23 protein-coding genes are annotated in these 24,444 nt (G+C 66.6%); 4 read left to right on the top strand and 19 right to left on the bottom strand.

Translation table 11 applies throughout. From position 1 onward, the window contains the following. Window positions 1-134: 134 nt before the first annotated feature. From FYM52_RS03720 to FYM52_RS03665, 12 genes are all read right to left on the bottom strand, one after another. Window positions 135-488 (bottom strand): hypothetical protein, encoded by a 354-nt coding sequence (locus FYM52_RS03720; RefSeq protein ID WP_051962158.1) that lies wholly within the window; start codon window positions 486-488, stop codon window positions 135-137. 52 nt (window positions 489-540) lie between these two features. After that, the gene (gene dmeF / locus FYM52_RS03715; RefSeq protein WP_154163134.1) at window positions 541-1,509 is read right to left on the bottom strand and encodes a CDF family Co(II)/Ni(II) efflux transporter DmeF; all 969 of its coding nucleotides are present in this window, start codon (window positions 1,507-1,509) and stop codon (window positions 541-543) included. A gap of 37 nt (window positions 1,510-1,546) precedes the next feature. Beyond that, entirely contained in the window at window positions 1,547-1,819 is a 273-nt protein-coding gene (locus FYM52_RS03710; RefSeq protein ID WP_043371954.1) for a metal/formaldehyde-sensitive transcriptional repressor, read from the bottom strand. A 296-nt stretch (window positions 1,820-2,115) separates the two neighbouring features. Continuing rightward, window positions 2,116-2,403: a hypothetical protein gene (locus FYM52_RS18850; protein ID WP_311231422.1), complete on the bottom strand. Its 288-nt coding sequence runs from the start codon at window positions 2,401-2,403 to the stop codon at window positions 2,116-2,118. Between the two features lie 115 nt (window positions 2,404-2,518). Then, entirely contained in the window at window positions 2,519-2,839 is a 321-nt protein-coding gene (locus FYM52_RS03700; protein WP_043371951.1) for a helix-turn-helix domain-containing protein, read from the bottom strand. Further along, window positions 2,839-3,201, bottom strand: coding sequence for a type II toxin-antitoxin system RelE/ParE family toxin (locus tag FYM52_RS03695; RefSeq protein ID WP_043371950.1), 363 nt, complete (start codon window positions 3,199-3,201; stop codon window positions 2,839-2,841). The genes FYM52_RS03700 and FYM52_RS03695 overlap by 1 nt, the downstream gene beginning before the upstream one ends. A 75-nt stretch (window positions 3,202-3,276) precedes the next feature. After that, on the bottom strand, window positions 3,277-4,491 hold the full coding sequence (locus tag FYM52_RS03690) for a site-specific integrase (RefSeq protein ID WP_043371948.1): 1,215 nt from the start codon (window positions 4,489-4,491) through the stop codon (window positions 3,277-3,279). 248 nt (window positions 4,492-4,739) lie between these two features. Further along, window positions 4,740-5,804: a class II fructose-bisphosphate aldolase gene (fba, locus tag FYM52_RS03685; RefSeq protein WP_154163133.1), complete on the bottom strand. Its 1,065-nt coding sequence runs from the start codon at window positions 5,802-5,804 to the stop codon at window positions 4,740-4,742. A 142-nt stretch (window positions 5,805-5,946) separates the two neighbouring features. After that, window positions 5,947-7,383, bottom strand: a complete 1,437-nt coding sequence (gene pyk / locus FYM52_RS03680; RefSeq protein WP_154163195.1) for a pyruvate kinase — start codon at window positions 7,381-7,383, stop codon at window positions 5,947-5,949. 37 nt (window positions 7,384-7,420) lie between these two features. After that, window positions 7,421-8,803 (bottom strand): aminopeptidase P N-terminal domain-containing protein, encoded by a 1,383-nt coding sequence (locus tag FYM52_RS03675; RefSeq protein WP_154163132.1) that lies wholly within the window; start codon window positions 8,801-8,803, stop codon window positions 7,421-7,423. Between the two features lie 43 nt (window positions 8,804-8,846). Beyond that, on the bottom strand, window positions 8,847-9,587 hold the full coding sequence (locus FYM52_RS03670; protein WP_042415898.1) for a TSUP family transporter: 741 nt from the start codon (window positions 9,585-9,587) through the stop codon (window positions 8,847-8,849). Window positions 9,588-9,736: 149 nt separating this feature from the next. Continuing rightward, window positions 9,737-10,507: a nucleotidyltransferase family protein gene (locus FYM52_RS03665; protein ID WP_154163131.1), complete on the bottom strand. Its 771-nt coding sequence runs from the start codon at window positions 10,505-10,507 to the stop codon at window positions 9,737-9,739. Between the two features lie 154 nt (window positions 10,508-10,661). Between FYM52_RS03665 and tkt the strand changes: the two genes are divergently transcribed. Further along, window positions 10,662-12,704, top strand: a complete 2,043-nt coding sequence (gene tkt, locus FYM52_RS03660) for a transketolase (RefSeq protein ID WP_045265874.1) — start codon at window positions 10,662-10,664, stop codon at window positions 12,702-12,704. Between the two features lie 96 nt (window positions 12,705-12,800). Then, complete coding sequence (gene gap, locus FYM52_RS03655) at window positions 12,801-13,799, top strand: type I glyceraldehyde-3-phosphate dehydrogenase (RefSeq protein WP_154163130.1); 999 nt, start codon at window positions 12,801-12,803, stop codon at window positions 13,797-13,799. Window positions 13,800-13,925: 126 nt separating this feature from the next. On the opposite strand, the gene FYM52_RS03650 is transcribed toward gap, so the two are convergent. After that, entirely contained in the window at window positions 13,926-14,183 is a 258-nt protein-coding gene (locus FYM52_RS03650; RefSeq protein ID WP_042415910.1) for a hypothetical protein, read from the bottom strand. Between the two features lie 459 nt (window positions 14,184-14,642). Between FYM52_RS03650 and FYM52_RS03645 the strand changes: the two genes are divergently transcribed. Next, complete coding sequence (locus FYM52_RS03645; RefSeq protein WP_154163129.1) at window positions 14,643-16,049, top strand: aspartate ammonia-lyase; 1,407 nt, start codon at window positions 14,643-14,645, stop codon at window positions 16,047-16,049. Window positions 16,050-16,157: 108 nt separating this feature from the next. On the opposite strand, the gene FYM52_RS03640 is transcribed toward FYM52_RS03645, so the two are convergent. Continuing rightward, window positions 16,158-16,529, bottom strand: coding sequence for an HPF/RaiA family ribosome-associated protein (locus FYM52_RS03640; protein ID WP_042415921.1), 372 nt, complete (start codon window positions 16,527-16,529; stop codon window positions 16,158-16,160). Window positions 16,530-16,922: 393 nt separating this feature from the next. Between FYM52_RS03640 and FYM52_RS03635 the strand changes: the two genes are divergently transcribed. Continuing rightward, window positions 16,923-17,795, top strand: coding sequence for a gamma-glutamyl-gamma-aminobutyrate hydrolase family protein (locus tag FYM52_RS03635; RefSeq protein ID WP_154163128.1), 873 nt, complete (start codon window positions 16,923-16,925; stop codon window positions 17,793-17,795). A gap of 128 nt (window positions 17,796-17,923) precedes the next feature. Here the strand turns inward: FYM52_RS03635 and FYM52_RS03630 are convergent, their stop codons facing one another. From FYM52_RS03630 to FYM52_RS03610, 5 genes are all read right to left on the bottom strand, one after another. Beyond that, window positions 17,924-19,192 carry a PepSY domain-containing protein gene (locus FYM52_RS03630; RefSeq protein ID WP_154163127.1) on the bottom strand — a complete coding sequence of 423 codons (1,269 nt, stop codon included), beginning with the start codon at window positions 19,190-19,192 and terminating at the stop codon, window positions 17,924-17,926. A gap of 12 nt (window positions 19,193-19,204) precedes the next feature. Next, window positions 19,205-21,397, bottom strand: coding sequence for a TonB-dependent siderophore receptor (locus FYM52_RS03625; protein WP_154163126.1), 2,193 nt, complete (start codon window positions 21,395-21,397; stop codon window positions 19,205-19,207). A gap of 373 nt (window positions 21,398-21,770) precedes the next feature. Then, window positions 21,771-22,256: a peptidylprolyl isomerase gene (locus FYM52_RS03620; RefSeq protein WP_043378616.1), complete on the bottom strand. Its 486-nt coding sequence runs from the start codon at window positions 22,254-22,256 to the stop codon at window positions 21,771-21,773. A gap of 102 nt (window positions 22,257-22,358) precedes the next feature. Then, on the bottom strand, window positions 22,359-23,399 hold the full coding sequence (locus FYM52_RS03615; RefSeq protein ID WP_154163125.1) for a pirin family protein: 1,041 nt from the start codon (window positions 23,397-23,399) through the stop codon (window positions 22,359-22,361). A gap of 269 nt (window positions 23,400-23,668) precedes the next feature. Then, window positions 23,669-24,379, bottom strand: coding sequence for a glutathione S-transferase N-terminal domain-containing protein (locus tag FYM52_RS03610; protein ID WP_154163194.1), 711 nt, complete (start codon window positions 24,377-24,379; stop codon window positions 23,669-23,671). Window positions 24,380-24,444 lie beyond the last annotated feature (65 nt).

Genomic DNA, 24,444 nt, shown 5'->3' with positions numbered 1-24,444 from the left:
TCGATGGCGATCCACAGGCACGCGATGCCTGCCCACATGGACATGCGCGGGCGGGCAAAGAGATGAGGGAATCGCCGGCTTGAAAACAGCCCGGCCGCGCGGGGAGCGCAGCGGGGGGAGGAGTTTTCAGAAGGTCAGGACAGCCGGGGGGGTCTTCGCGGGCCGTCGAGCACAGGCGGCGGCAGTGGCCATTCGTCCATCATGGGCGGACGCGCGGAACCGGTGGGAATGAGCGAGAAGGATGTGACAGCCCATAGGAAGGGGCTGCTCACGCCGCCATCGGCAACGACATGCTGCCGGGACTCGTCGGAGTCGTCCTGGACGACCGAGCCATCGTCATGGTGGTGGTGCGCCTCGCTCAGCGAGTGCATCGCCATATGCGCCACTTCGTGAACATCCGCGAATGCCGCAGCTTGCCCTCCTATGGCAAGGGACTGCCACAGCATGGAGAGCAACATCAGGGCAAGGGCGAACTTGCGGCGCATCATGCGATTCTAGTTTGCCAATGAATGCCAGAATGATTGAGGGGGAGGTGCATCGTCATGTGGTGGCCCGCTGCACCTCGACCGTGACATGCGACAGCTCGTGGATATGCGCCAGCAGCGCCTTGTAGTGCACGGGCTCCTTCGGTTCCCTGGCCATCAACGAAACGATGGCCGCGAAATGTCCCGGCCCCACCTGCCAGACATGCAGATCGGTGACATGGCTTCCGGTGGGCTCCATCGCCTCCCGAATCTCCTGCCGCACTTCCTGCCCCTCGGCGGCGGCGTCCAGCAGCACGCTGCCGGAGTCCTGGATCAGCCCCCATGACCAGCGGGCAATCACCAGCGCGCCAATCACGCCCATGAGCGGATCGGCCCAGAGCCAGCCATAGCTGCGGCCCAGCAGCAGCGCGACGATGGCCAGGATGGAGGTCAGGGCATCGGCCAGCACATGCACATAGGCCGCACGCAGGTTGTTGTCCCGTCCCTTGCCCGGCGCATGGTGATCGTCGTCGTGATCGTGGTGATGCCCATGCCCATGCGCATGACCGTGATGGGCATGGTGCGCGTGGTCATCCTTCAGCAGCCAGGCGCAGACCAGGTTGATGAGCAGCCCCACGACGGCCACGGCGATCGCCTGGTTGAAGTCGATCTGGATTGGCTGGGTCAGGCGCACCAGGCTTTCCCAGCCAATCAGCAAGGCGATCAGGGCCAGCACCACCGCGCTGGCAAATCCCGCCAAGTCTCCGAGCTTGCCCGTGCCGAAGGTGAAACGCGGATTGCCGGCATGCCGGCGCGCGAAACGGTAGGCCAGCGCGGTGATCAGCATCGCACCCGCATGGGTGGACATGTGCCAGCCGTCCGCCACCAACGCCATCGAGCCATAGACGGTGCCCGCAACGATTTCTACCAGCATCATGCTGGCCGTGAGCGCAATCACCAGCCATACCTTGCTCTCGTTGCGCTGGTGGTTAGCGCCGAGGAAGAAATGGTCGTGTGCGGGCGTGGTGGGGGCGTGGAGATTCATGGCTGAATTTCTGCAATGAGAGGCGCGGGCAACAAGGTCATTTCATGTAGGCCCGAATGACTTCGATCATTTCCTCGCCGCCCTGGTGGCGTTCCTTGTCGGTCGATGGCGCGATGACGTGCTCGCGCAGATGGTCTTCCATCACCTCCGCAGTCAGGCCGTTGACCGCGCCACGCACGGACGCGATCTGGCGCAGCACCTCGACACAGGCTGCATCTGCTTCCAGGGCGCGCTCGATGCCTTCAAGCTGACCCTTGATGCGGCGCACGCGCGCGATCAGCTTGGCTTTTTCTCGGGAAGTGTGGGACATGGCGAGGTCAGTCAATATAGCCTAGGGGGCTATATTACATTGACCATGCTCACCGCTGAGACGGGGTTTGGTCAAAACATGACCAGGCGGATGGGCTTCAAGGCAATTAGCGTCTGGCGGCACTGCGTGCCGGCACGCCCTGAGGCTCATTCAGTCATCACTGTTTTCTGACTCCGCTTGGCAGGAACAGATCGAATTTCCGAGACACTGTCTGGGAAATTGCCAACGCCGGGGATGTGGTTGCCAGCCCCGAAGACCTGGAAGGAAATTCGCCAGACAGTGTCTGGCGAATGGACTCAAGGGGCGTGAGCAATTGTCGTATCAGCGATACGACAATCTCCATCTCCATCCTGCGCCAGCAGCGCATCAAATGCCTGCACCACCTCCCGGCTGACAGCGCCTCCCGCGCACAGCGCAACCAGTTCACCCCGCAGGGATTCAATGATCGGGCTGCTCTCCATTCCACCGAGAGCTTGCGCTACCTGCTGCAGCACGCTTGGCAGTTCGGCGTGATCGCTGTCCGCTTCGATGCCTTGGATGACCTCCAGCGCCAGAGCCGGATCGCTGCGGTACAGCTCGGCCATTGCTTCACCATGGGGCCTGCTTCTTCTCATCTGCGCTCCATTGGCCCGGCTTGACTGCATCGCCGCACAGGCTCCACTCAATGTTGGGGAAGTTGGCCAACTCAAAAAATGAATCTCAGCCCGCCACCAGAATCCCCGGCGCATGCGCCCGCCGTGCAGGCTGCACCACGATCTTGACCTGCTGATCCAGCGACACCAGCGCCTGCATCAGCCGCTCCAGCGAGATGTTCTGGAGCTTGTAGCGGCGCACCTGCGACACCTTGGGCTGGGTCATGCCCGTGATCGCCGCCGCCTCGGTCTGGCTCAGACCGCGCTGGTCGATCAAGGTATTGAGCTTGAGCGCAAGCGCGGCCTTGGCCGTCAGTTCCTCGGCATCGTCAAAGCCTAGATCCATCAGCACGTTGTCGGTGCCTTGGGGATGCTCATTGCGAATCATCACTTTCTCCCGCTCGCCCCGTGACGGGCGAGCACTGCTTTCAGCCGCTTCTCGATCAACTCCACGTCCGGCTGCGGCGTGGCGATGCCGGACTTGGACTTCTTCTGGAACGCATGCAGCACATGCACCGCATCGCCCACCTTCACGGTGTAAACCGCCCGGAAGGTATCGCCCCGGTGGTCTTCCACAAGTTCGTACACGCCAGAGCCCAGCCCCTTCCAAGGCTTGGCCGAATCCGGCGTACTGCCCAACTGGACGATGAACAGCGCCACGCCCATGTCCTTCTGCACGTCGATGGGAAAGTCCTTGAAGTCCTTTTTCGAGGAGCCTTCCCAGTACAGCAGCTTTCGTTTCTGCTCCATGATCATATCCGTTCAGGTATAGATCGCAAGAGCCCGAATTGTCGTTTCAGCGGTACAACAATTCGGGCTAGCTGTTCAGGCGGTCGCTGCCTCGGCCGGCGCGCTGCGTCGAGTTCCTGCGATGGCCTGGCGCCGGTTTGCCACCAGCTCGGCCGCTGCGCGCACCGGCGCATCCTCGGTGTGGACGTAGCGCATGAACATGGCCACGGTCTTGTGCGCCGTCAGCGCCATTCCCACCTTGACCGGGATGCCCGAGTTAGCAATGTCGGTGGCCGAGCGGTGCCGAACGCCGTGCGTACCCACATGGGTCACGCCAGCGCGCTTGAGGATGCGCGTCCAGCCACCGTAATACTCGCCCGTGGTCATATGCTGTCCCGGATGGTTGGGGGACGGGAACACATGCGGGCAGCCATCCTGGCGCGGTGCGGTGGACAGCAGCCGGCAGGCTTCATCGCTCAAGGGCTTGGACATGCCGCCAGTCTTGCTGTCGGGCCAGACCACACGCCTGTTCTCCAAGTCCACCCAATCCCACTGCAGCGTGACGATCTCCGAGCGGCGGGCCGCAAACTCGAATTGCAGCCGGATCGCCAGCGGAAGAACCGCATGGTCTAGGCCCAGCCCGTCGGTTTCCAGAAAATCGAGATGCCGGAACAGCTTGCCCATTTCCTCATCGCTGATGAGGTGCGTGGCCTTGCCATCGGGGTAGGTCGGGACATGGCGGCACGGATTGGTGCCGTCAGGCCGGTAGCCCCACACCTCGGCCAAGTTGAACATCTTGCGCATCACGCTGAATGTGCGGTTCGCCTCGGCCGGCTTGTGCGCCATCTTCTTCATCGTTCCGGCCACATCCGGGCGCTTCACGTCCTGCACCTTCATGCGACCCAGCATCGGGATGATGTTGCGGTCGATGACGCCTTGGTAGCCGTCCTGCGTGCTGGGCTTGTTGCGCTGCTTGGAGTGATCCTCCATGAACTTCTCGCACAACTCCTTGACCGTGGGGGCCTTGCGCGCCGCTGCCTTGTCGGCGGCCGGGTCGCTGCCCCGGCGCACCTGCGCCAGCCACTCCTGCGCCAGCGAGCGGGCTTGCTCGACGGTCAGTTCCCCGAACAGGCCCAGGGCGGGCTTGCGCCGCTCACCGGCGTTCGTGCGGTACTGGAGCATGAACACCTTGCGGCCGGCTGGTGTAATCTTGCACAGGAAGCCGGGCACCAGCGTGTCCCGGAGTTCGACGGCCTGAGCCTGGGGTTGCGCCGCCTCAACAGCGGTCTTGGTGAGCTTGGTTTTCGCCATGATGACTCCTCGGAAAGACCCGTTTCCCAGGAGCCTCATAGGGGCCAGCAGAGGGGAAGCCGGGTCAGGTTTCGGAAAGCACCGGCATATGTTGAACTCGCCTAAGTTATTGATAAACCTGCTGTATCGGGCTTCGGCGTAGTCCAGCGAAGTTCGGTGCTGGAGTCATGGTGAAATGAAAAAAGCCCGCAGGCGGTGCCTGCGGGCCGGGGTCTGTCAGGCGCTGGGCGCCGGCAGCGCCAGTGCGCTCAGTTCACGAGCTGGGCCAGTTCGCCCGCAGCGTACTTCTTGGCCATCTGCTCCAGGCTGTAGCCCTTGATCTTGCCGCCCTGGCCTTCGCAACCGAATTCCAGGTAACGCGCCTTGCAGACCTGCTTGGCGGCTTCGCGCGCGGGCTTGAGCCATTCGCGGGCGTCAAACTTGTCGGGGTTCTCGGCCAGGAACTTGCGCACCGCGCCGGTCATCGCCAGGCGGATGTCGGTGTCGATGTTCACCTTGCGCACGCCGTACTTGATGGCTTCCTGGATTTCCTTGACGGGCACGCCGTAGGTTTCCTTCATCTTGCCGCCGTACTGGTTGATGATGGCCAGCAGTTCCTGGGGCACGGAGGAGGAGCCGTGCATCACCAGGTGGGTGTTGGGGATGCGGGCGTGGATTTCCTTGACGCGGGAAATCGCCAGGATGTCGCCCGTGGGGGGGCGGCTGAACTTGTAAGCACCGTGGCTGGTGCCGATGGCGATCGCCAGGGCGTCCAGCTGCGTGGCCTGCACGAACTGGGCGGCTTCCTCGGGGTCGGTCAGCATCTGGCTGTGGTCCAGCTTGCCTTCGGCGCCGATGCCGTCTTCCTCGCCGGCTTCACCGGTTTCCAGGTTGCCCAGGCAGCCCAGTTCGCCTTCGACAGTGGCGCCGATGCGGTGGGCCATGGCCACGACCTGCTTGGTGACATCCACGTTGTAGTCGAAGGACGAAGGCGTCTTGCCGTCGCTCATCAGCGAGCCGTCCATCATCACCGAGCCGAAGCCCAGGTTCAGCGCGCCCTGGCACACCTCGGGGGTGGTGCCGTGGTCCTGGTGCATCACCAGGGGGATGTGGGGGTACATCTCGGCGGCGGCCTGGATCAGGTGCTTGATGAAGGGCTCACCAGCGTACTTGCGGGCGCCGGCGCTGGCCTGCAGGATCACGGGTGCGCCGACTTCGTCAGCCGCAGCCATCACGGCCTGGACCTGCTCCAGGTTGTTCACGTTGAAGGCGGGTATGCCATAGCCGTTTTCGGCGGCATGGTCGAGCATTTCACGCATCGAGATCAGAGGCATGGTCGTGGTCCGGTCAAAAAAGTTGGAATGTAGCGCGGCCGTAACCGCGTCGTAACCGCCGATTTTAACCGCCCCTACCCCGGCTGACCATGGCACGGCGCAATCGCCCGCCAGCCCGCTGGGGTGGGCGCCCGCGCCGCCCTCAGGGCACGCGGCAGATCTGCAGCATGTTGGTGCCGCCGGGCTGGCCCATGGGCTCGCCGCAGGTGATGGCGTAGACATCGCCGGACTGCACGATGCCGCGCATGCGCAGGTGGCTTTCGGCCTGCACCAGGGCGGTGTCACGCTCAGCGCTGGTGTCCATCAGCAGCGGGCGCACATTGCGGTACAGCGCCATCTTGCGCTGGGTGCTGACCTTGGGGGTCAGCGCGTAGATGGGCGTGTGGATGCGGTGGCGGCTCATCCACAGCGCGGTCGAGCCGCTGTCCGTCATCGCCACGATGGCCTTGGCCCCCAGTTTGTGGGCCGTGAACAGCGCGCCCAGGGCGATGGCCTGGTCGATGCGGGTGAATTCGCGCTCGCCGAACTGGGCGTCCTGGCTGCGGTCCTCGGCCGCCTCGGCGGCGGCGCAGATGTGGGCCATCTCGCGCACGGTCTCCAGCGGGTACTTGCCGGCCGCGGTCTCGGCGCTGAGCATCACGGCGTCCGTGCCGTCGAGCACGGCGTTGGCCACGTCACTGACCTCGGCGCGCGTGGGCACGGGGTTGGTGATCATGCTCTCCATCATCTGGGTCGCGGTGATCACCACCTTGTCCATGTCGCGCGCCATGCGGATCATCTTCTTTTGCAGTGCCGGCACGGCGGCGTTGCCCACCTCCACGGCCAGGTCGCCACGCGCCACCATGATGCCGTCCGAGGCCTTGAGGATTTCCTCCAGCAGCGGGATGGCCTCGGCACGCTCGATCTTGGCGATCAGGCCGGGGCGGTGGCCGCTGCCGGCGCAGGCCACGGTGCACAGCTGGCGCGCCATTTCCATGTCGGTGGCGTTCTTGGGAAAGCTGACCGCCACGTAGTCGGCGCCCAGGGCCATGGCGGTCTTGATGTCCTCCATGTCCTTGGCCGTCAGCGCCGGCGCCGTCAGGCCGCCGCCCTGCTTGTTGATGCCCTTGTTGTTGGACAGCTCGCCGCCGATGGTCACCGTGGTGTGCACGGCATCGCCCAGCACGCGCTCCACGGTCAGCACGATCAGGCCGTCGTTGAGCAGCAGCACGTCGCCTGCCTTCACATCGCGCGGCAGCTCCTTGTAGTCCAGGCCCACGCCCTGCAGGTCGCCCGGCTCCTTGCGGCTGGCGTCCAGCACGAAACTGGCGCCCGCCACCAGTTGCACCTTGCCGTCGGCGAACTTGCCGACGCGGATCTTGGGGCCTTGCAGGTCGGCCATGATGGCCACTTCGCGCCCGGCCAGCACGGCCGCCTCGCGCACGGCCTTGGCGCGGTCGATGTGGTCCTGGGCGGTGCCGTGGCTGAAGTTCAGGCGCACCACGTTCACGCCCGTGGCAATCATCTTGGCGAGCAGATCCACCTCGCTCGAGGCGGGGCCCAGGGTGGCCACGATCTTGGTGGCACGGCGGATGTACAGGTCTTGCAGGCTCATCAAACAGGTCTCTCTTGGGGGGTTAATCGCGCATCAGGGCTTCGATCTCGGCCACCTCCACGGGCACGCCGCGGGTGATCAGCTCGCAGCCCGTGTCGGTCACCACGGCATCGTCTTCGATGCGGATGCCGATGTGGTGGAAGGCTTCCGGCACGCCGGGCGCTGGGCGCACGTAGATGCCGGGCTCGATGGTGGTGACCATGCCGGCCCGCAGGATGCGGCTGGGCCGAGTGGTCACCACCTGGCCGCTGAGCGCATCGGTGTGCTGCGTGCTCTGGTCGATCTCGCTCGGCTCCACGTAGCTGCCACAGTCGTGCACGTCCATGCCCAGCCAGTGGCCGGTGCGGTGCATGTAGAACTGGAAGTAGGCGCGCTGCGCGATCACGTCCTGGGCCGTGCCATACACGTTGCGGTCCAGCAGCCCCACGTCCAGCATGCCCTGCGCCAGCACGGCCACGGCGGCATCGTGCGCATCGCTGAAGCGGCTGCCGGCCTTGGTCACCGCCACCGCGGCCTTCTGGCTGGCCAGCACCAGCTGGTACAGATCGCGCTGCGGGCCGCTGAACTGGCCGTTGGCCGGGAAGGTGCGGGTGATGTCGCTGGCATAGCCGTCCAGCTCGCAGCCGGCGTCGATCAGCACCAGCTCGCCGGCGCGCACGGGCGCCTTGTCGGCGCGGTAGTGCAGCACACAGGCATTGGCACCGGCGGCGACGATGGATTCATAGGCCACGCCATTGGCGCCGCCCTGGCGGAATTCGTGCAGCAGCTCGGCGTCCAGGTGGTATTCGCACACGGCCTCACCGGCGCGCAGCATGCGGGCCGAGCGCTGCATGGCACGGATGTGGGCGCGGGCGCTGATCTGGCCGGCGCGGCGCATGAGGTCCAGCTCGTGCGCGTCCTTGACCAGGCGCATCTCGTCCAGCAGCGTGCAGACATCGCCCTGCGCCGCCGGGCACAGCGCCCCGGCGCGGGTGCGGGCGCGCACCTGGCCCAGCCAGCCTTCGACGCGCGCGGCCAGCCCCTCGTGGGTGGCAAACGGCCACCAGACCGTGGCCTGGTTTTCCAGCAGGCGCGGCAGGCGCGTGTCGATGTCGTCGATGGACAGGGCCTCGCTCACGCCCAGGGTCTGCACCGCGGCCTGCGGGCCCAGGCGGTAGCCGTCCCAGATCTCGCGCTCCAGGTCCTTGGGCTGGCAGAACAGGGTGCTGCTGCCATCAGCCCGCAGCACCAGGCAGGCACCGGGTTCGGTGAAGCCCGTCAGGTAGTAGAAGTAGCTGTCATGCCGGTACAGATAGCTGTTGTCGCGGTTGCGACCGCGCTCCGGTGCCGTGGGAATGATGGCGATGCCGCCATCGCCCAATTGGGCGGCCAGGCGGGCGCGGCGTTGTGCGTAAACAGAAGTCATGCCACCGATGGTACTGCGCCCGAATGCCCCTGCGCGCCAGGGTTCAGGCCCACAGCAGGCTGACACCGGCCAGCATCAGCAAGGCGCACACCAGCCACTGCAGGGCCCGCTGCGGCAGCGGCGGCGGATGCCGCGCCACCAGCCACGTCACGGCGGCCACCACGGGCAGGGCCACCGCACTGACCAGCACCGAGGACCAGGCCAGCTCGCCCATGGCGATGACCACCCCCAGGCGCAGCACATTGCCCATCAGGAACAGGGCCAGCAGGCTCTGGCGCACCACCAGCGGCGACAGCGGCTGGCGGTACAGGTGGTAGACCAGGGGCGGGCCGGACGTGGAAAACAAGCCGCCCAGCACGCCCGCCAGCCCCCCGGCCAGCCACGTCGACGGCCAGGGCGAGGGGGCCGTGCGCTGCGCCTTCTGCAGCAGCAGGACCACGGCGCACAGCACGATGGCCGCGCCCAGGATCATGCGCAGCACGCCCAGGGCGCTGCCGCTGAGCCAGTGCAGCAGCGCCAGCCCCAGCAGCGTGCCCAGCAGGCTGGTGATGGCCAGCGGCTGGAGCACGTCCCAGCGTGGCTCGAACGGGTGGCTGCGCAGATAGACCGCGCCGTTGACCAGCGACAGCAGGCAGGCCACGTTGGCGGCATCGGCAATCGGCATCAGCTGCAAGGCCCCGGCCACGCCCACAAAGATCAGTCCAAAGGCAAAGCCCGTGAGGTTCTGGCACATCGACGCCAGGGCCACCACCACGAACAATTGCGCGTATTCCCACACCACCATCTCGGGTCTCCCATGCGGCGCCCCCGGGCCCCGCCGCGGCGGCATGCGCCGCATCCAATAAAAAAAGGAGCTGCACGCGGTCGTACTGCCAGGGTTTCAAAGCTCTAAGCCTTGAAAACCTCGGCGCAGCGCGCGCTACTCGCTCTTTTTTATGTAGCCTGGTTCAAGGCCGCCAGGCGCTCGGGCGTGCCCACATCGGTCCAGCGGCCGGTGTACAGCGAGGCCCCGCAGCGCCCCGCATCCATGGCCTGGCGCAGCAACGGCGCCAGCGGCGCGGCCACGCCCTGCGGGTTGCCGGCGGCGATGTCGCACCAGGGCGCGGCAAACAGCGCGGCCTTGAGCAGGGCGATGGTGCTGTAGGTGTAGCGCGGTGCCGCACCGGCCTGGCTGGCCGGTGCGGGCGGCAGGTTCAGCGCGCGGCCCGTGCCGCTGCCGGGCGTGCTTTCCTGCAGGCCAAAGTCGCCACCCGGGTGGTGCGCCGGGTTGGGCACCAGCCACACATGGGCCAGATCGTCGGACGCGGCAAAGGCCTGCGCCTGGGCCGCGTCGAAAACGAAGTCCGGCGCGTACACATCGCCTGCGGCCAGCCAGAACGCGGCGCCCAGTCGGGGTACGGCGCGGGCAATGCCGCCGGCGGTTTCCAGGGCCTGGCCGAAGTCGTCCTGCTCGTGCGAGTACTGCAGCTGCAGGCCCTGGGCGGGCCAGACGGCATCCAGGTGCGCAGGGATCTGGGCGCCCAGCCAGGCGGTGTTGACCAGCACCTGGCGCACGCCATCGCGCTGCAGGGCCCCCAGGTGCCAATCCAGCAGGGCACGGCCTTGCACCGTCAGCAAGGGTTTGGGGGTGGTGTCGGTCAGGGGGCGCATGCGCTCGCCGCGGCCGGCGGCCAGCAGCATGGCGGGAAGGGAGGCAAAAGTCATGGCGTAGCAGTTTTCTCTGGCGTGCGCAGGCACGCAGCAGCCCACACTGTAGGCGATGCAGGGGGCTATGTAATCGACTGGAAACCGCCGCCAGCCCACACCGGTAAAATCCCGCAATTCTTTGCACCAACACCAACCCCGGAGCCAATCTCCCATGGCAAACACCCCGATGATGGCCAACGCAATCCGTGCGCTGGCAATGGACGCCGTTCAACAAGCCAACTCCGGTCACCCCGGCGCCCCCATGGGCATGGCCGACATGGCCGTGGCGCTGTGGAGCCGCCACCTGCAGCACAACCCCGCCAACCCCCTGTGGGCCAACCGTGACCGCTTCATCCTGTCGAACGGCCACGGCTCGATGCTGATCTACGCGCTGCTGCACCTGAGCGGCTACGACCTGCCCCTGCAAGAGCTGAAGAACTTCCGCCAGCTGCACAGCAAGACCGCCGGCCACCCCGAAGTGGGCATCACCCCCGGCGTGGAAACCACCACCGGCCCCCTGGGTCAGGGCATCACCAATGCCGTGGGCTTCGCCCTGGCGGAAAAGCTGCTGGCCGCCGAGTTCAACCAGCCCAAGCACGCCATCGTCGACCACCACACCTTCGTGTTCATGGGTGACGGCTGCCTGATGGAAGGCATCAGCCACGAAGCCGCCGCCCTGGCCGGCGCCTGGAAGCTGAACAAGCTGATCGCCCTGTGGGACGACAACGGCATCTCCATCGACGGCCAGGTCACGCCCTGGTTCGGCGACGACACCCCCGCGCGCTTCGAAGCCTACGGCTGGAACGTGATCCGCGCCGTGGACGGCCACAACGTGGACGCCGTGGACGCCGCCATCGCCCTGGCCAAGAAGAGCAAGGACAAGCCCACACTGATCTGCTGCAAGACCAGCATCGGCAAGGGCTCGCCCAACCGCGCCAACACCGCCAAGGCCCACGGCGAACCCCTGGGTGCCGACGAAATCGCCCTGACCCGCGCCGCCCTGGGCTGGACGCACGCGCCCTTCGAGATCCCCGCCGAGGTCTACGCCGACTGGGACGCCAAGGCCGCCGGCCAGAAGGCCGAAGCCGCCTGGAACAAGAAGTTCGCGGCCTACGCCAAGGCCTTCCCCGCCCAGGCCGCCGAATTCACCCGCCGCATGGCCGGTGAGCTGCCCGCCAACTTCCTGCAAGTGGCCGCCCAGATCGCCTCCGACGCGCATGACGCCGGCGCCACCGTGGCCAGCCGCAAGGCCAGCCAGCTGGCCCTGGAAGGCCTGACCGCCGCCCTGCCCGAACTGCTGGGCGGCTCGGCCGACCTGACTGGCTCCAACCTGACCAACACCAAGTCCACCCCCGCCTTCCGCGTGGATGCCAAGGGCGCCGTGGTCAAGACCGAAGCCGGCCAGATCGGCCGCCACATCAACTACGGTGTGCGCGAATTCGGCATGGCCGCCATCATGAACGGCATTGCGCTGCACGGTGGCTTCATCCCCTACGCCGGCACCTTCCTGACCTTCTCCGACTACAGCCGCAACGCCATCCGCATGGCGGCCCTGATGAAGCAGCGCGTGGTGCACGTGTTCACGCACGACTCCATCGGCCTGGGCGAAGACGGCCCCACCCACCAGTCCATTGAGCACGCCGCCTCGCTGCGCCTGATCCCCGGCCTGGACGTGTGGCGCCCCGCCGACACCACGGAAACCGCCGTGGCCTGGACTGTGGCCCTGAGCCAGAAGCACAAGCCCACGGCCCTGCTGCTGAGCCGCCAGAACCTGGCCTACGCACCCAAGAGCGAAGACGCGCTGGACCACATCGCCAACGGTGCCTACGTGCTGTCCGAGCCCAAGGATGTGGGCCTGAAGGGCAAGGCCCAGGCCGTGATCATCGCCACCGGCTCCGAAGTGCAGCTGGCCCTGGCCGCGCAAAAGCAGCTGGCCGCCCAGAAGATTGCCGTGCGCGTGGTCTCCATGCCCAGCACCACCACCTTCGACAAGCAGGACGTGGCGTACAAGACCAGCGTGCTGCCCGCCGGCCTGCCCCGCATCGCCGTCGAAATGGGCGTGACCGACTTCTGGTGGAAGTACGGCTGCGCCGCCGTGGTGGGCATCGACACCTACGGTGAATCGGCCCCCGCGCCCGTGCTGTTCAAGCACTTCGGCTTCACCGCCGAAAACGTGGCCGCCACCGTGATCGAGGCGATCCAGCGCAACAAGTAATCACGACTGAAACACCCGCCCACGCCTTGGCCGAGGCGGGTGTTTTACGTACAGTGACCCGGTTTTGTTTTCACATTCCATAGCAACGAGGCAACTATGACTATCAAGGTTGGCATCAACGGTTTTGGCCGCATCGGCCGCAACGTGCTGCGCTCTGCAGTGCAAAACTTCTCCGACATCGAGATCGTTGGCATCAACGACCTGCTGGAGCCCGACTACCTGGCCTACATGCTGAAGTACGACAGCGTGCACGGCCGTTTCGAAGGTGAAGTCGCCGTGGAAGGCAACACCCTGATCGTCAACGGCAAGAAGATCCGCCTGACCCAGGAACGCGATCCCGCCGCCCTGAAGTGGAACGAAGTCGGCGCCGACATCGTGATCGAGTCCACCGGCCTGTTCCTGACCGACGAAACCGCGCGCAAGCACATCGCCGCAGGCGCCAAGAAGGTCATCATGTCGGCCCCTTCGAAGGACGCCACCCCCATGTTCGTGTTCGGCGTGAACGACAAGACCTATGCCGGCCAGGACGTGATCTCCAACGCCTCGTGCACCACCAACTGCCTGGCCCCCGTGGCCAAGGTGCTGAACGACAAGTGGGGCATCAAGCGTGGCCTGATGACCACCGTGCACGCTGCCACCGCTACGCAAAAGACCGTGGACGGCCCTTCGAACAAGGACTGGCGCGGCGGCCGTGGCATTCTGGAAAACATCATCCCCTCCAGCACTGGCGCTGCCAAGGCCGTGGGCGTGGTGATTCCTGAGCTGAACAAGAAGCTGACCGGCATGTCCTTCCGCGTGCCCACCTCCGACGTGTCCGTGGTCGACCTGACCGTGGAACTGAACGCCGAAGCGTCCTACGAAGAAATCTGCGCCGAAATGAAGGCCCAGTCGCAAGGCGCGCTGAAGGGCGTGCTGGGTTACACCGAAGACAAGGTGGTGGCCACCGACTTCCGCGGCGAAACCTGCACCTCCGTGTTCGACGCCGAAGCCGGTATCGCCCTGGACAAGACCTTCGTCAAGGTCGTGGCCTGGTACGACAACGAGTGGGGCTACTCCAACAAGTGCCTGGAAATGGTGCGCGTGGTGGCCAAGTAATCTTCCGGATTACCTGCCAAAAACAGGCTCTAGCGCTTGCCCATCAAGCGCTGGCAGCTATGAAAAAAGCCAAGTCATCGACTTGGCTTTTTTTGTGCCATGGCCCCCAGGGCCGGTGGCGGCGCCTCAGCGCAGGATGGCAATGCTGCCCTCGTCCACGTAGTACATGAACTCCTCGCGTGCCAGGGTCACCGTGACCGGCTGGCCCTCGCTGGTCCAGGACACCACCATGCTGGCCAGGGCCACGTCCACCTGCACTTCCTGCCCTTGGGGGATATCGTCCAGCGGGCCATCGCCCACGCGGTGCTGGACCCGGCCTTCGATGCGTGCCTGAAAGCGTTCGGGCAACTGGGTGATGGCGTCGGTCTCTGGGATTGTTGTCATAGGTTCCTCCTAGTTTGCGGGGCGCGGCCGTGGGCGGCGCTGGGCCTGCCATCTGAACATGCCGCGCGCGCCCTGTCTGTCAGCCAGGGGGCCGTATCACCGCCCCGACCGCAGGAACCCAGGCCCACAGACGCACCGTTCTGCATCCATGTTTTCGCACTGTTTCAGTGCGATATGCGATAAAAACCACTGATCTATGCAATTTAATCATTTTTATGCGATTCATTTAGGCAAATACACGCAAAAAGCACCTTAAAAGTGCAATTGCACGGCATCTATGCACAAATGCGGTGCAACCCATGCGCACGGCTTTCATAATTCCTGGCAATGCCCTGCAGCGCCCCCGGCCCTGCGACCGGGCACACGGCCCCGCCATCCGGGCCCTGCACGCCGCCTGTCTGGGCGGCGTTTGCACGTCTGGCGGGTCGGCACGCCATTCAACGAGAGAGCCACACCGCCATGCGCCAGGAACACGACTTTTTGGGTCCCAAGGACATCCCCGACCACGCCTACTGGGGCGTGCACTCCGCCCGGGCGGTGGAGAACTTCCCCATCACCGGCCACACCGTGGCGCAGATGCCGGCCCTGGTGCGCGCCCTGGCGCATGTGAAGCAGGCCGCGGCCGCCGCCAACCTGCGCCTGGGCGTGATCAGCCAGACCCAGGCGGATGCGATTGCCCAGGCCTGCCAGCGCCTGATCGCCGGCCAGCACCATGAGCAGTTCGTGGTGGACGTGATCCAGGGCGGGGCCGGCACCTCGACCAACATGAACGCCAACGAGGTGATCGCCAACCTGGCGCTGGAAATCCTGGGCCTGCCCAAGGGTCGCTACGACGTGATCCACCCCAACGACCACGTCAATGCCTCGCAGTCCACCAACGATGCCTACCCCACGGCGGTCAAGCTGGCCACCTACTTCGGCATCCAGGACCTGCTGGCGGCACTGGCCGCCCTGCGCGGCGCCTTCCAGGCCAAGGCCGGGGAGTTCGCCCACATCCTCAAGATCGGCCGCACGCAGCTGCAGGATGCGGTGCCCATGACCTTGGGCCAGGAGTTCACGGCCTTTGCCCAGATGATTGCCGACGATGAACAGCGCCTGCGCGAATCGGCGACCCTGATGTGCGAGATCAACCTCGGCGGCACCGCCATCGGCACCGGCATCAACGCCCCCGTGGGCTATGTGGACGTGGTGGTGCCCACGCTGGCCACGCTGTCCGGCGTGCCCGTGGTCAAGGCGCGCGACCTGATCGCCGCCACCGGCGACACCGGCGCCTTTGCCGACATCTCCGGCATCCTCAAGCGCATCGCCGTCAAGCTGTCCAAGATCAGCAACGACCTGCGCCTGCTGTCCTCCGGCCCGCAGGCCGGCGTGGGCGACATCCGCCTGCCCGCACGCCAGGCCGGCTCGTCCATCATGCCGGGCAAGGTCAACCCGGTGATCCCGGAAGTGGTGAACCAGGTCTGCTTCGAGGTCATCGGCAATGACGCGGCCATCACCATGGCCGTGGAAGGCGGGCAGCTGCAGCTCAACGCCTTCGAGCCACTGATGGCCTGGGCCCTGCACCAGAGCCTGAGCCACCTGGGCCGCGCCTGCCACACCCTGCAGCGCAACTGCGTCGAGGGCATCGAGGCCAACACCGCCCTGCTGGACGCGCGCATCCACGAGTCGGTGACGCTGGTGACCGCCCTCAACCCCCTGATCGGCTACGAGAAGGCCGCCCAGATCGCCAAGACGGCCATGGCCTCGGGCAAGCCCATCGCCCTGGTGGCCGAGGAGCTGGGCATCATGGACCAGGCGCAGATGCGCGCGCTGCTGGTGGCCGACAAGCTGACCACGCCCGGCGCGCTGACGGCCGCGGTGGCCTGAACCAGAAGGCACCGCAGGCCAGCCCTGCATGGGCCCGGCCCATGAAAAAAGCCATGGCCTCTCGGCCATGGCTTTGGGGTACAGAAACTGTCGGTGGCGGTGTGGGAATCAGCCGTTGGTGCCGGTGGCCGCGTCGTCCACCCCGCGCACGCTTTCACGGCCGTTCTTGTCGCGCAGCTTGTCCAGATCGGCTTCCACGGTGCGGCGCAGCTTTTCCAGCGCGGCATTGAATGCGTCCTTGACCTTTTCCGCCTCGGCATTCACGGCCACCGGGGGGCGGCCGTTGGCCCGGGTTTCCAGCACGCACTTCTTGCCCGGGCCGCCCGTGGCTTTCAGGGCGTCCACCCCGGTCAGGAATACCTCGACGCGCACCACATGCTCCTTGAGCCGGGCCAGTTTGGTGTTGATTTCCTCATGGGCCCATGTCTCCAGCGAATCGCCACCCTGGATGGTTGCGTCGGTATGGACTTGTACTTGCATGCATCTCTCCTTATCACCAAATGCCGTGCCGTTGATCGCACGGCGGGTTTTGCTGAGGCCAGCGGAAATCAGGTTGCTGCACACATCCTAGCAGCGCTGCAGCCACCTGCCGCCCGACAACCACAGTGTGGGGTCAAAAACTGCCGCCGCAAGTCAGTCCAGGGCGCCTGATTGACCCGGATCAACCCGACCACTGCCGCCGCGACGTCAGCCCATCGCCACATGCCGGCCCAATCGCGGGGCCGGATACACTCAAAATACATAGCACGCTTAATAGTCTGGATAAAGCCATCGCGCGGTGTTCTGCGGCAGTTGCGGCAGCTCTCCTACATGACAAAACCCGGGGACGCGGTTACAAACCCAAGCATCGCCATCCCTGCCGTGCCTGTCGCCATGTCCCCTCCTGCCTCGCGCCGCCTCAAGATCGGGCTGTCCGCCTGCTTCTCCCACGCCGACCCCAGCCGCCCGCTGTTCACCGGCAAGACCCTGCAGTACGTGGAGCAGTCGATCGCGCACTGGATCATGTCCTCGGGCGCGATGGTGGTGATGGTGCCCTGCCCCATGGGCGAAACCGCCAAGGGCGATGTGACCCTGGCGCATTACGCGCAATGGCTGGACGGCGTGGTCATGCACGGCGGCGCCGATGTCTGGCCTGGCAGCTATGGCGAGGAGCCGCTGCGCCCCGAATGGCTGGGCGACCGCGTGCGCGACCTGTACGACCTGGCCGTGGTCGAGGCCTTCAGCCAGGCGGGCAAGCCCATCTTCGGGGTGTGCCGCGGGCTGCAGCTGATCAACGTGGCCTTTGGCGGCACGCTGTACCAGGACATCCTGACCCAGGTGCCGGGCGCGCAGATGCACCGCAATGCCACCACCTACGACCGGCACCAGCACGACATCCACATCGTCAAGGGCTCGCGCCTGGCTCAGCTCTACCCCAACACCTACATGGCGCGGGTCAACAGCATCCACCACCAGGGCATCAAGGACGTGGCGCCCGGCTTCGAGGTGGAGGCCTGGAGCGTGCCCGACCACATCCCCGAGGCCATCTACCGCCGGGCCCCGGGCCAGAGCTACATCGCCGCCACGCAGTGGCACCCGGAGTTTCATCACCCGGACAGCCCCATCATCGACAGCAACGTGCTGCTGGGTGACTTTCTGACTGCCTGCCAGCGTGCCAAGTTCCAGCCTGCGGTGGGCCACAGCCCGTTCCGCATCCGCGACCGCGCCGCGCGCCTGCTGCGCCGGGCACTGCTGCGCAGGCGCTAAAAAAAGGAGCAGCCCGCGCGCGTCTTGCGGTGATTTCGCATACAAAACGCAGCAAAAACCAGTAAACACGCGCGCTAACCGCTCACTTTTTCACCAGTCCCACCGCAGCGAGGCCGCCGACCCGTCGCTCAGGCGCTGTCGCCCACCAGGCCCTGCGGGGCACGCGCCGCCGCGCGGCGGGCGCGGCGCTTGCGCTCCCAGATGACGATGCCGGTGACCGACAGCATCACCACCATCAGCCCCATGACCGACATCAGGATGCGCCCGGGCAGGCCCAGGATGCGGCCGGAGTGCAGGGGCAGCTGCAGCTGCACGAAGACATCGGCCGCCGTGCCATGCCAGGGGCGGTGCTGGCCCAGCACCGCGCCGTCCTCGGCGCTGACGTAGAGGTTCGACAGCCCCATGCCCTGCGCGCCCAGCTCGTTGCTGGGGTCGAAGAAGGAGACGTTGTAGAACGGGAAGTCGCCGCCGTACCAGATGCCCCCGGGCGGGTGCTCGAAGCCCTGGCGCTCGGCTTCCGCGCGCGCGATGTCGATCGCCTGGGCGAACGAGATCTTGGGTTCAATGAAGCTGCCGAACGGCGCGGGCGTCAGCGTTTCGTAGGGGCCCGGCGTGGTGGTCGAGATCTGGCGCATCACCGGGTAGAACACCTCGCGGTACAGGTTCAGCGAGAACGAGGTGAAGGACACCACGATGATGATCAGCCAGACCCACAGCCCCCCGGCCCGGTGCAGGTCGAAGTTGAGCTTGTAGCCGCCGGCACGCCAGCGCACCACCCATGCGGGCTGCCAGCGGGCCCACCACGAGCGCGCCGGTGCGGGTGCCGCGCGCGCACTGCGCACGGCCGCCAGGCGGCGCGGCAGCGTCAGGTACAGGGCCACGAAGCTGTCGATCAGCCACATCAGCGCCACGCCCCCCATCAGCCAGAAGCCCCAGCGGTCACTGCCCCAGAAAGCCGGCATGTGCAGGCTTTCGTGCAGGTGGCGCAGCCAGGGCATGAGGTTGCGCTGGCTCAGCACCAGGCTCTTGGAGTTGCGCTGGCCCGTCACCTGGGCGGTCACGGGGTCGACGAACACGTTGTTGTAGCCCAGGACATAGGGCGCGCCGGTCGCCGGGTCCTTGCGCGGACGCACCAGGAACGAGGCGGCATGGCCTTCCTCCAGCCCCAGGGTCATGTACGACACCTCGGCGCGCGGATCGTGCGCCTCCACGGCCGCGGCCAGCACCAGCGGGTCCTGCAGCGCACCCCGGCCGGGCGTGTGCATGATGTCGGCGTTCAGCCACTCGTCGATCTCGTGGTCCCAGGAAATCACGGCGCCGGTGGCCCCGGCGACGATGAGGAACAGCGCCACCGTCAGGCCCAGCCAGCGGTGGACCACGGTCCAGAATTCACGCATGCGAGCCTAGCCTCAGAAGTCCACGCTGGCGCTGAGCGTGAAGGTGCGGGGCGCGCCCTGGACCAGGTAGCCGTTGGCGGCATAGCCCCCCACGGACGCCCAGTAGCTGAGGTCGGCCACGTTGTCGATGCGGGCGTTCAGCGTGACCAGCTTGCCGCTGACCTCCATCAGGTAGCGCGCACCCAGGTCCAGGCGGGTCCAGGCGGGCACGCGCAGGGTGTTGGCGGCATTCGCCTGCTGCGCCCCGGTGTAGATGGCGCGGGCGTTGAGCGACAGGCCGTGCACGCCGGGCACATCCCATTCCGCACCCAGGTTGGCCTGGCTGCGCGGGACCCCCACCACACGGCGGCCGTCGTTGGCCTGGTTGGCGGTGGAGCGGTAGGTGGCGTCCAGCAGGGTCAGGCCCCCCAGCACCCGCAGGCCCTTGACCGGTTCACCAAACAGGTTGAATTCCAGGCCCCGGTTGCGCTGCTCGCCAAACACGCCATAGACGTTGTTCTCCACATAGGCGCTGGGCATGTCGGTGGTGAAGAAGGCGACGCTGCCGCCGATGCGGCCGCCGTCGTACTTCAGGCCCACTTCCTTCTGGCGCGAGACATAGGGCGCGAACACCTGCCCGGCATTCAGCACCGGCTGGCCGCCATTGGTCGCGGGCGCCGTGCCGCCCTTGACCAGGCCTTCGATGTAATTGGCATACAGCGACAGGTCGGGACGCAGCTTGAACACGGCACCGGCCACCGGCGTCACACGGCTTTTCTCGTACTGGCCCGAACTGGCGCCCGTGGTGGCGTCAAAGCCTTCCACCTCGATGGTCTGGTGGCGCAGACCCAGCGTGAGGCGCACACGGTCGTCCATGAACCCCAGGGTGTCGGCCACAGCCAGGCTGGTGTTCTTGATGCGCTCGGTTTCACGCGGGCTGCCCAGGATGCCGCCAAAGCCGGTCAGGGGCGGCGGGGTCAGGGCCACGGGCTGGTATATGTTGTTGCTCAGGCCGGTGCCATAGTTGTAGCCCCAGGCGTTGCGCTCGCTGGAGTCAAACAGGTTCAGCGACGCCACGACCGCGTGCGTGATGGCACCGGTGGCGAACTGGCCACGCAGGCCCAGCTCGCCGGTTTGGATGTGGTTTTCGCGGGTGTTGTCAAAACGGTTGACCGTGGCATCGCCCGCAGCGCTGGACAGCGTCAGGCCCGACAGGCGGTTGTCTTCCTTGCCACGGCGCATGCCTGCGGCGGCCCAGCCGGTCCATTGCGCGTTGAAGTCGAACTCGCCGCGCACGGTGCCAAACAGGTCCCGGCTGTTGGAGTACGTCCAGGGCTGGCCATAGTTGGTGGCCGAGTCCGGCGCCTGGGGAATGGGCAGCGCGGCGCTGGGCGTGACGGCGGGGCGCGTGCCGCTCATATTGTGCTCCTGCCAGCCCAGGTCGGCCGACAAGCGCGCACGGCTGCTGCGCCAGTCCAGGCCCAGCGATGCCACGGTGGTGCGGGCCTTCTCGTCATCCACGCCGGTGCCACCGCTGCGGCGCGCCAGGTTCAGGCGCACGCCGGTCGCGTTGTCAGGACCGAAGCGGCGGGACAGATCGGCCCCGGCATAGCTTTGCCCGCCACTGGCGCCGCCGACCGTGACCCGGTTCAGCGGCTCATGGCTGGCGCGCTTGGGCACCACGTTGATCAGCCCGCCCAGGCCGCCACCGCTGACGCTACCGGCGCCCGCACCGCTCAAGAACGCGTTGGCGCCGCGAAACACCTCGACGCGCTCGACAAACTCGGTGGCCATGTACTGCCGCGGCACCAGGCCGTACAGGCCGTTGTAGGCCACATCGTCCGAGTACAGGGTGAAGCCGCGCACGAAATAGGTCTGCTGGAAGTTGCCAAAGCCGCGCGCCTGGCGCACCCCGGCGTCATTGAGCAGCACGTCCCCCACGCTCTTGGCCTGCTGGTCCTGGATCAGGCTGCTGGTGTAGCTGGTGGCGGAGAACGGCACGTCCATCATGTCTTGCGTGCCCAGCACGCCCGCACGCGCACCGCGTGCCACCTGGCCGCCGGCAAACGGCTTGGACAGGCCTTCGGCCGAGGCATCGGCACTGGCTTCGACCGTGACGGTCTCCAGGGTGGCGGCGGCCTGGTTCTGCGCGGATGCGGCCGAACCCAGGGCCCAGAACGACAAAGCGACCGCAACCGGTCGCAGGGGGAAGGCGGGAGAATGCATGAACTGAAGTATTATTGAGAACTATTTTTATTTATACCACTCCAAGCACGCCTGCTCCCGGCAGGAGCCCCATTCGCAGTGGGGAATAACACACGCGCTCACCGATGGCACCACACCGGCATGGCAGTGCGCGCCCCTGGGCTCAGGGGTGCCGTGGCCAGATGCGCTGGCCCGGTCCGTGCGCACCGCCCTGTGGCCTGCCCACCACCAACTCTCCCAGGCCCCAGCCAGCCCCCTGCACGACGGAATCCATACTTTTCAAGCCTTTTCGGCATCCAGCCCTTGTCCCGTCTGCGCTAAACGCTCCTGTTTTTCGAGAAAACACCATAAAAAAACCGCCTGACGGCGGTTCTTCCTGCGGGGCGCAGCGGGCTCAATGGTGGTGGCCGTGGCCGCCGTGCACGTGGCGGTGCGCCACTTCCTCTTCCGAGGCGGCACGCACTTCGGTGATTTTGCAGCTGAAGCGCAGCGCCTTACCGGCCAGGGGGTGGTTGCCGTCCAGCTGGACCACGGGACCCTTGATCTTCACCACGTTGTAGATCTGGGGCAGGCCCTGGTCGTTGGTGCCGCGCAGCTGGCCGCCGACCTTCACGCCGGCGGGGAATTCGCCCTTGGGGATGGTGCGCTGCAGGCTGGGGTCGTGGGGGCCGAAGGCCTCGTCCACGCTCAGGTCCACGGTCAGCGACTCGCCCACGGCCTTGCCGTCCAGCGCGGCCTCGACCTTGGCAAACAGGTTGTCGTAGCCACCGTGCAGGTAGGCCACGTCGCCCTTGTCCAGCACAGCGCCGGCGATGCCGCCCTGCAGCAGTTCGTGGATCTTGTAGTTCAGCGTGACCGCCGTGTCTTGGGTGATGTTCATGTGCGTTGCCACAAAAAAGTGGCGGCCGGGCCGCCACGGTTGGAATGCGCTGCATTGTCCACCATCGCCCGCCTGCCCTGCAGGCACCGGGTGGGCATCACGTCAGGCGGATGCGGGCACTTCGTCCGCGGTCTGCCCCGGATGGCGCGCAAAACGGCGCGGCGTGGCGCCGTGCACCGGGGCCTGGCTGTCCCAGGGCCAGCCCCCGAACTGCGTGCGGCGGAAGTCCTGCATGGCCTGCATGATCTGCTGCTGCGTATTCATCACGAAGGGGCCGTACTGCACCACGGGTTCGCCCAGCGGGCGGCCCTGCAGCAGCAGCAGTTCGGCCACCTCGTCCCCAGTGTTGACCAGGACCAGGTCGCGCCCGGCCTCCACCTGCAGCGCGGCGTGCGCGCCCAGGTCCTCGCCCTCCAGTTGCAGGGCGTCGCCCACAAACCAGTACAGCATGCGGCGGGTGGCCGCCCCTGCGGCCCGGGGCAGGGTCCAGCGGGCGCCGGGCTGCAGGCGAAGGGTCCAGATGGCGACGTCGGCCTCGGCCTGGGAGGCCCAGGATTCGGGCGGAGGGGGCAGCGGGGTCCCCGCCCCTGCCAGGGCACCGGCGACCACGGTCACCGTGGTCTGGCGCCCTGCGGCATCGGTGTGCTGCAGGCGCGGGATGCGCTCGTTCCACAGCATGGTGAAGTGGGGCGGGACCATCTTCTGGCTGGCCGGCAGGTTCAGCCAGATCTGGAACAGCTCCAGCGGGTTGGACCGGTCGGTGTGCAGCAGCGGAAACATCTCCGAGTGCATGATGCCGGCGCCGGCCGTCACCCACTGCACGTCGCCGCCGCCAAAACGCGCGGCCGCGCCCAGCGAGTCGGCGTGGTCGATCAGGCCCTCGCGCACCAGGGTCACGGTTTCAAAGCCGCGGTGGGGGTGGCCCGGGAAGCCCGGCACATGGTCGCCGTGGTACATGGAAAAACCGTCCTTGCCGCTGAAGTCGCTGCCCAGGGGACGGTCTTCCAGCTCAACGGCCTGCACGCCCAGGGCGCCGTCCCCGGCGGGGTAGGCGTCGTTGTGGTGGGCGCAAAACAGAAAGGGGTCGATGCACGGCCACTGGTTGCCCAGGGGCAGGCGTTGAAGGATGGGGGATGCGGACATGGCCGTCGCTCCTGCTGGGTGCCGCCATCCCCGTCCCCTGCGGACGGGCAACACTGCGGCGTTGCACATGCTTCGAAGATAAGGGCGCGGCCCCCCCGCTCCAAGCCCCGCCACTGCAACAGAGCGTTCCAGCAGCAAGACGGTGGCCACGCGGGCACCGCCAACGTCCCAGCGGGCAAGCGCAGGGCCACAGGCCACGGCCCGCAGCGGGTGCGCGGACTGCGGGGCCTCACCCCAGTCCGTGCGCGGCGGGCCCCTTCGCGCCGTGCTCAGGCCGCCGCGGCAGCAGGCACGCCCAGGCCGCGCTGCACGGCGGGGCGCGCCAGCCAGGCCTGCAGCACGCGCTGCACGTTGGCGTAGTCGGCCAGGCCCAACAGGGCATCGGCCTCGTAGTTCACCGACAGGCAGCGCACCCAGGGCAGCACGGCGATGTCGGCGATCGTGTAGTCGGCGCCCAGGATCCAGTCGCGGCCCTGCAGGCGTGCATCCAGCACGCCCAGCAGGCGCTTGGCCTCGGTCACATAGCGCTGCAGCGGGCGCTTGTCCTCGAAATCCTTGCCGCCATAGCGCCAGAAGAAGCCCACCTGGCCGAACATGGGACCGGCTCCGCCCATCTGCCACATCAGCCACTGCAGGGCTTCATAGCGCCGCGCAGGGTCCTGGGGCAGGAGCTGGCCGGTTTTTTCGGCCAGATAGACCAGGATGGCGCCGGATTCGAACAGGCCCAACGGCTGGCCGCCCGGGCCGTTCGGGTCCCAGATGGCGGGAATCTTGTTGTTGGGGTTGAGCGCCAGGAATTCGGGTGTGAACTGGTCGCCGGCCTGGATGTCCACGCGGTGGGCTTCGTAAGGCAGACCCACCTCTTCCAGCATCACCGAGACCTTGATGCCATTCGGCGTGGGCAGCGAATACAGCTGCAGGCGCTGCGGGAACTGGGCCGGCCACTTGCCGCTGATGGGGTGTGCGTGGGATTGCTGCATCAAGTCGTACCTCCGTCCATGGGCCGGCCACCATGGCGGCCCCAAGTCGTCCGATGGTAGCGGCG

Origin of the sequence: Comamonas sp. CAH-2 (assembly GCF_009668305.1) — a bacterium.
GTDB lineage: Bacteria > Pseudomonadota > Gammaproteobacteria > Burkholderiales > Burkholderiaceae_C > Comamonas > Comamonas aquatica.
This window is presented reverse-complemented; position numbering and strand designations above follow the sequence as displayed.

Coding starts and splice junctions, on each gene's coding strand:
- gap (WP_154163130.1), top strand. CDS start 12,801: ATGACTATCAAGGTTGGCATCAACGGTTTTGGCCGCATCGGCCGCAAC.
- FYM52_RS03615 (WP_154163125.1), bottom strand. CDS start 23,399: ATGTCCGCATCCCCCATCCTTCAACGCCTGCCCCTGGGCAACCAGTGG.
- fba (WP_154163133.1), bottom strand. CDS start 5,804: ATGCCTCTGATCTCGATGCGTGAAATGCTCGACCATGCCGCCGAAAAC.
- dmeF (WP_154163134.1), bottom strand. CDS start 1,509: ATGAATCTCCACGCCCCCACCACGCCCGCACACGACCATTTCTTCCTC.
- FYM52_RS03665 (WP_154163131.1), bottom strand. CDS start 10,507: ATGACTTTTGCCTCCCTTCCCGCCATGCTGCTGGCCGCCGGCCGCGGC.
- FYM52_RS03645 (WP_154163129.1), top strand. CDS start 14,643: ATGCGCCAGGAACACGACTTTTTGGGTCCCAAGGACATCCCCGACCAC.
- FYM52_RS18850 (WP_311231422.1), bottom strand. CDS start 2,403: ATGGCCGAGCTGTACCGCAGCGATCCGGCTCTGGCGCTGGAGGTCATC.
- FYM52_RS03640 (WP_042415921.1), bottom strand. CDS start 16,529: ATGCAAGTACAAGTCCATACCGACGCAACCATCCAGGGTGGCGATTCG.
- FYM52_RS03720 (WP_051962158.1), bottom strand. CDS start 488: ATGATGCGCCGCAAGTTCGCCCTTGCCCTGATGTTGCTCTCCATGCTG.
- FYM52_RS03620 (WP_043378616.1), bottom strand. CDS start 22,256: ATGAACATCACCCAAGACACGGCGGTCACGCTGAACTACAAGATCCAC.
- tkt (WP_045265874.1), top strand. CDS start 10,662: ATGGCAAACACCCCGATGATGGCCAACGCAATCCGTGCGCTGGCAATG.
- FYM52_RS03635 (WP_154163128.1), top strand. CDS start 16,923: ATGTCCCCTCCTGCCTCGCGCCGCCTCAAGATCGGGCTGTCCGCCTGC.
- FYM52_RS03675 (WP_154163132.1), bottom strand. CDS start 8,803: ATGACTTCTGTTTACGCACAACGCCGCGCCCGCCTGGCCGCCCAATTG.
- FYM52_RS03650 (WP_042415910.1), bottom strand. CDS start 14,183: ATGACAACAATCCCAGAGACCGACGCCATCACCCAGTTGCCCGAACGC.
- FYM52_RS03630 (WP_154163127.1), bottom strand. CDS start 19,192: ATGCGTGAATTCTGGACCGTGGTCCACCGCTGGCTGGGCCTGACGGTG.
- FYM52_RS03700 (WP_043371951.1), bottom strand. CDS start 2,839: ATGATTCGCAATGAGCATCCCCAAGGCACCGACAACGTGCTGATGGAT.
- FYM52_RS03710 (WP_043371954.1), bottom strand. CDS start 1,819: ATGTCCCACACTTCCCGAGAAAAAGCCAAGCTGATCGCGCGCGTGCGC.
- FYM52_RS03625 (WP_154163126.1), bottom strand. CDS start 21,397: ATGCATTCTCCCGCCTTCCCCCTGCGACCGGTTGCGGTCGCTTTGTCG.
- FYM52_RS03695 (WP_043371950.1), bottom strand. CDS start 3,201: ATGGAGCAGAAACGAAAGCTGCTGTACTGGGAAGGCTCCTCGAAAAAG.
- FYM52_RS03610 (WP_154163194.1), bottom strand. CDS start 24,379: ATGCAGCAATCCCACGCACACCCCATCAGCGGCAAGTGGCCGGCCCAG.
- FYM52_RS03690 (WP_043371948.1), bottom strand. CDS start 4,491: ATGGCGAAAACCAAGCTCACCAAGACCGCTGTTGAGGCGGCGCAACCC.
- FYM52_RS03670 (WP_042415898.1), bottom strand. CDS start 9,587: ATGGTGGTGTGGGAATACGCGCAATTGTTCGTGGTGGTGGCCCTGGCG.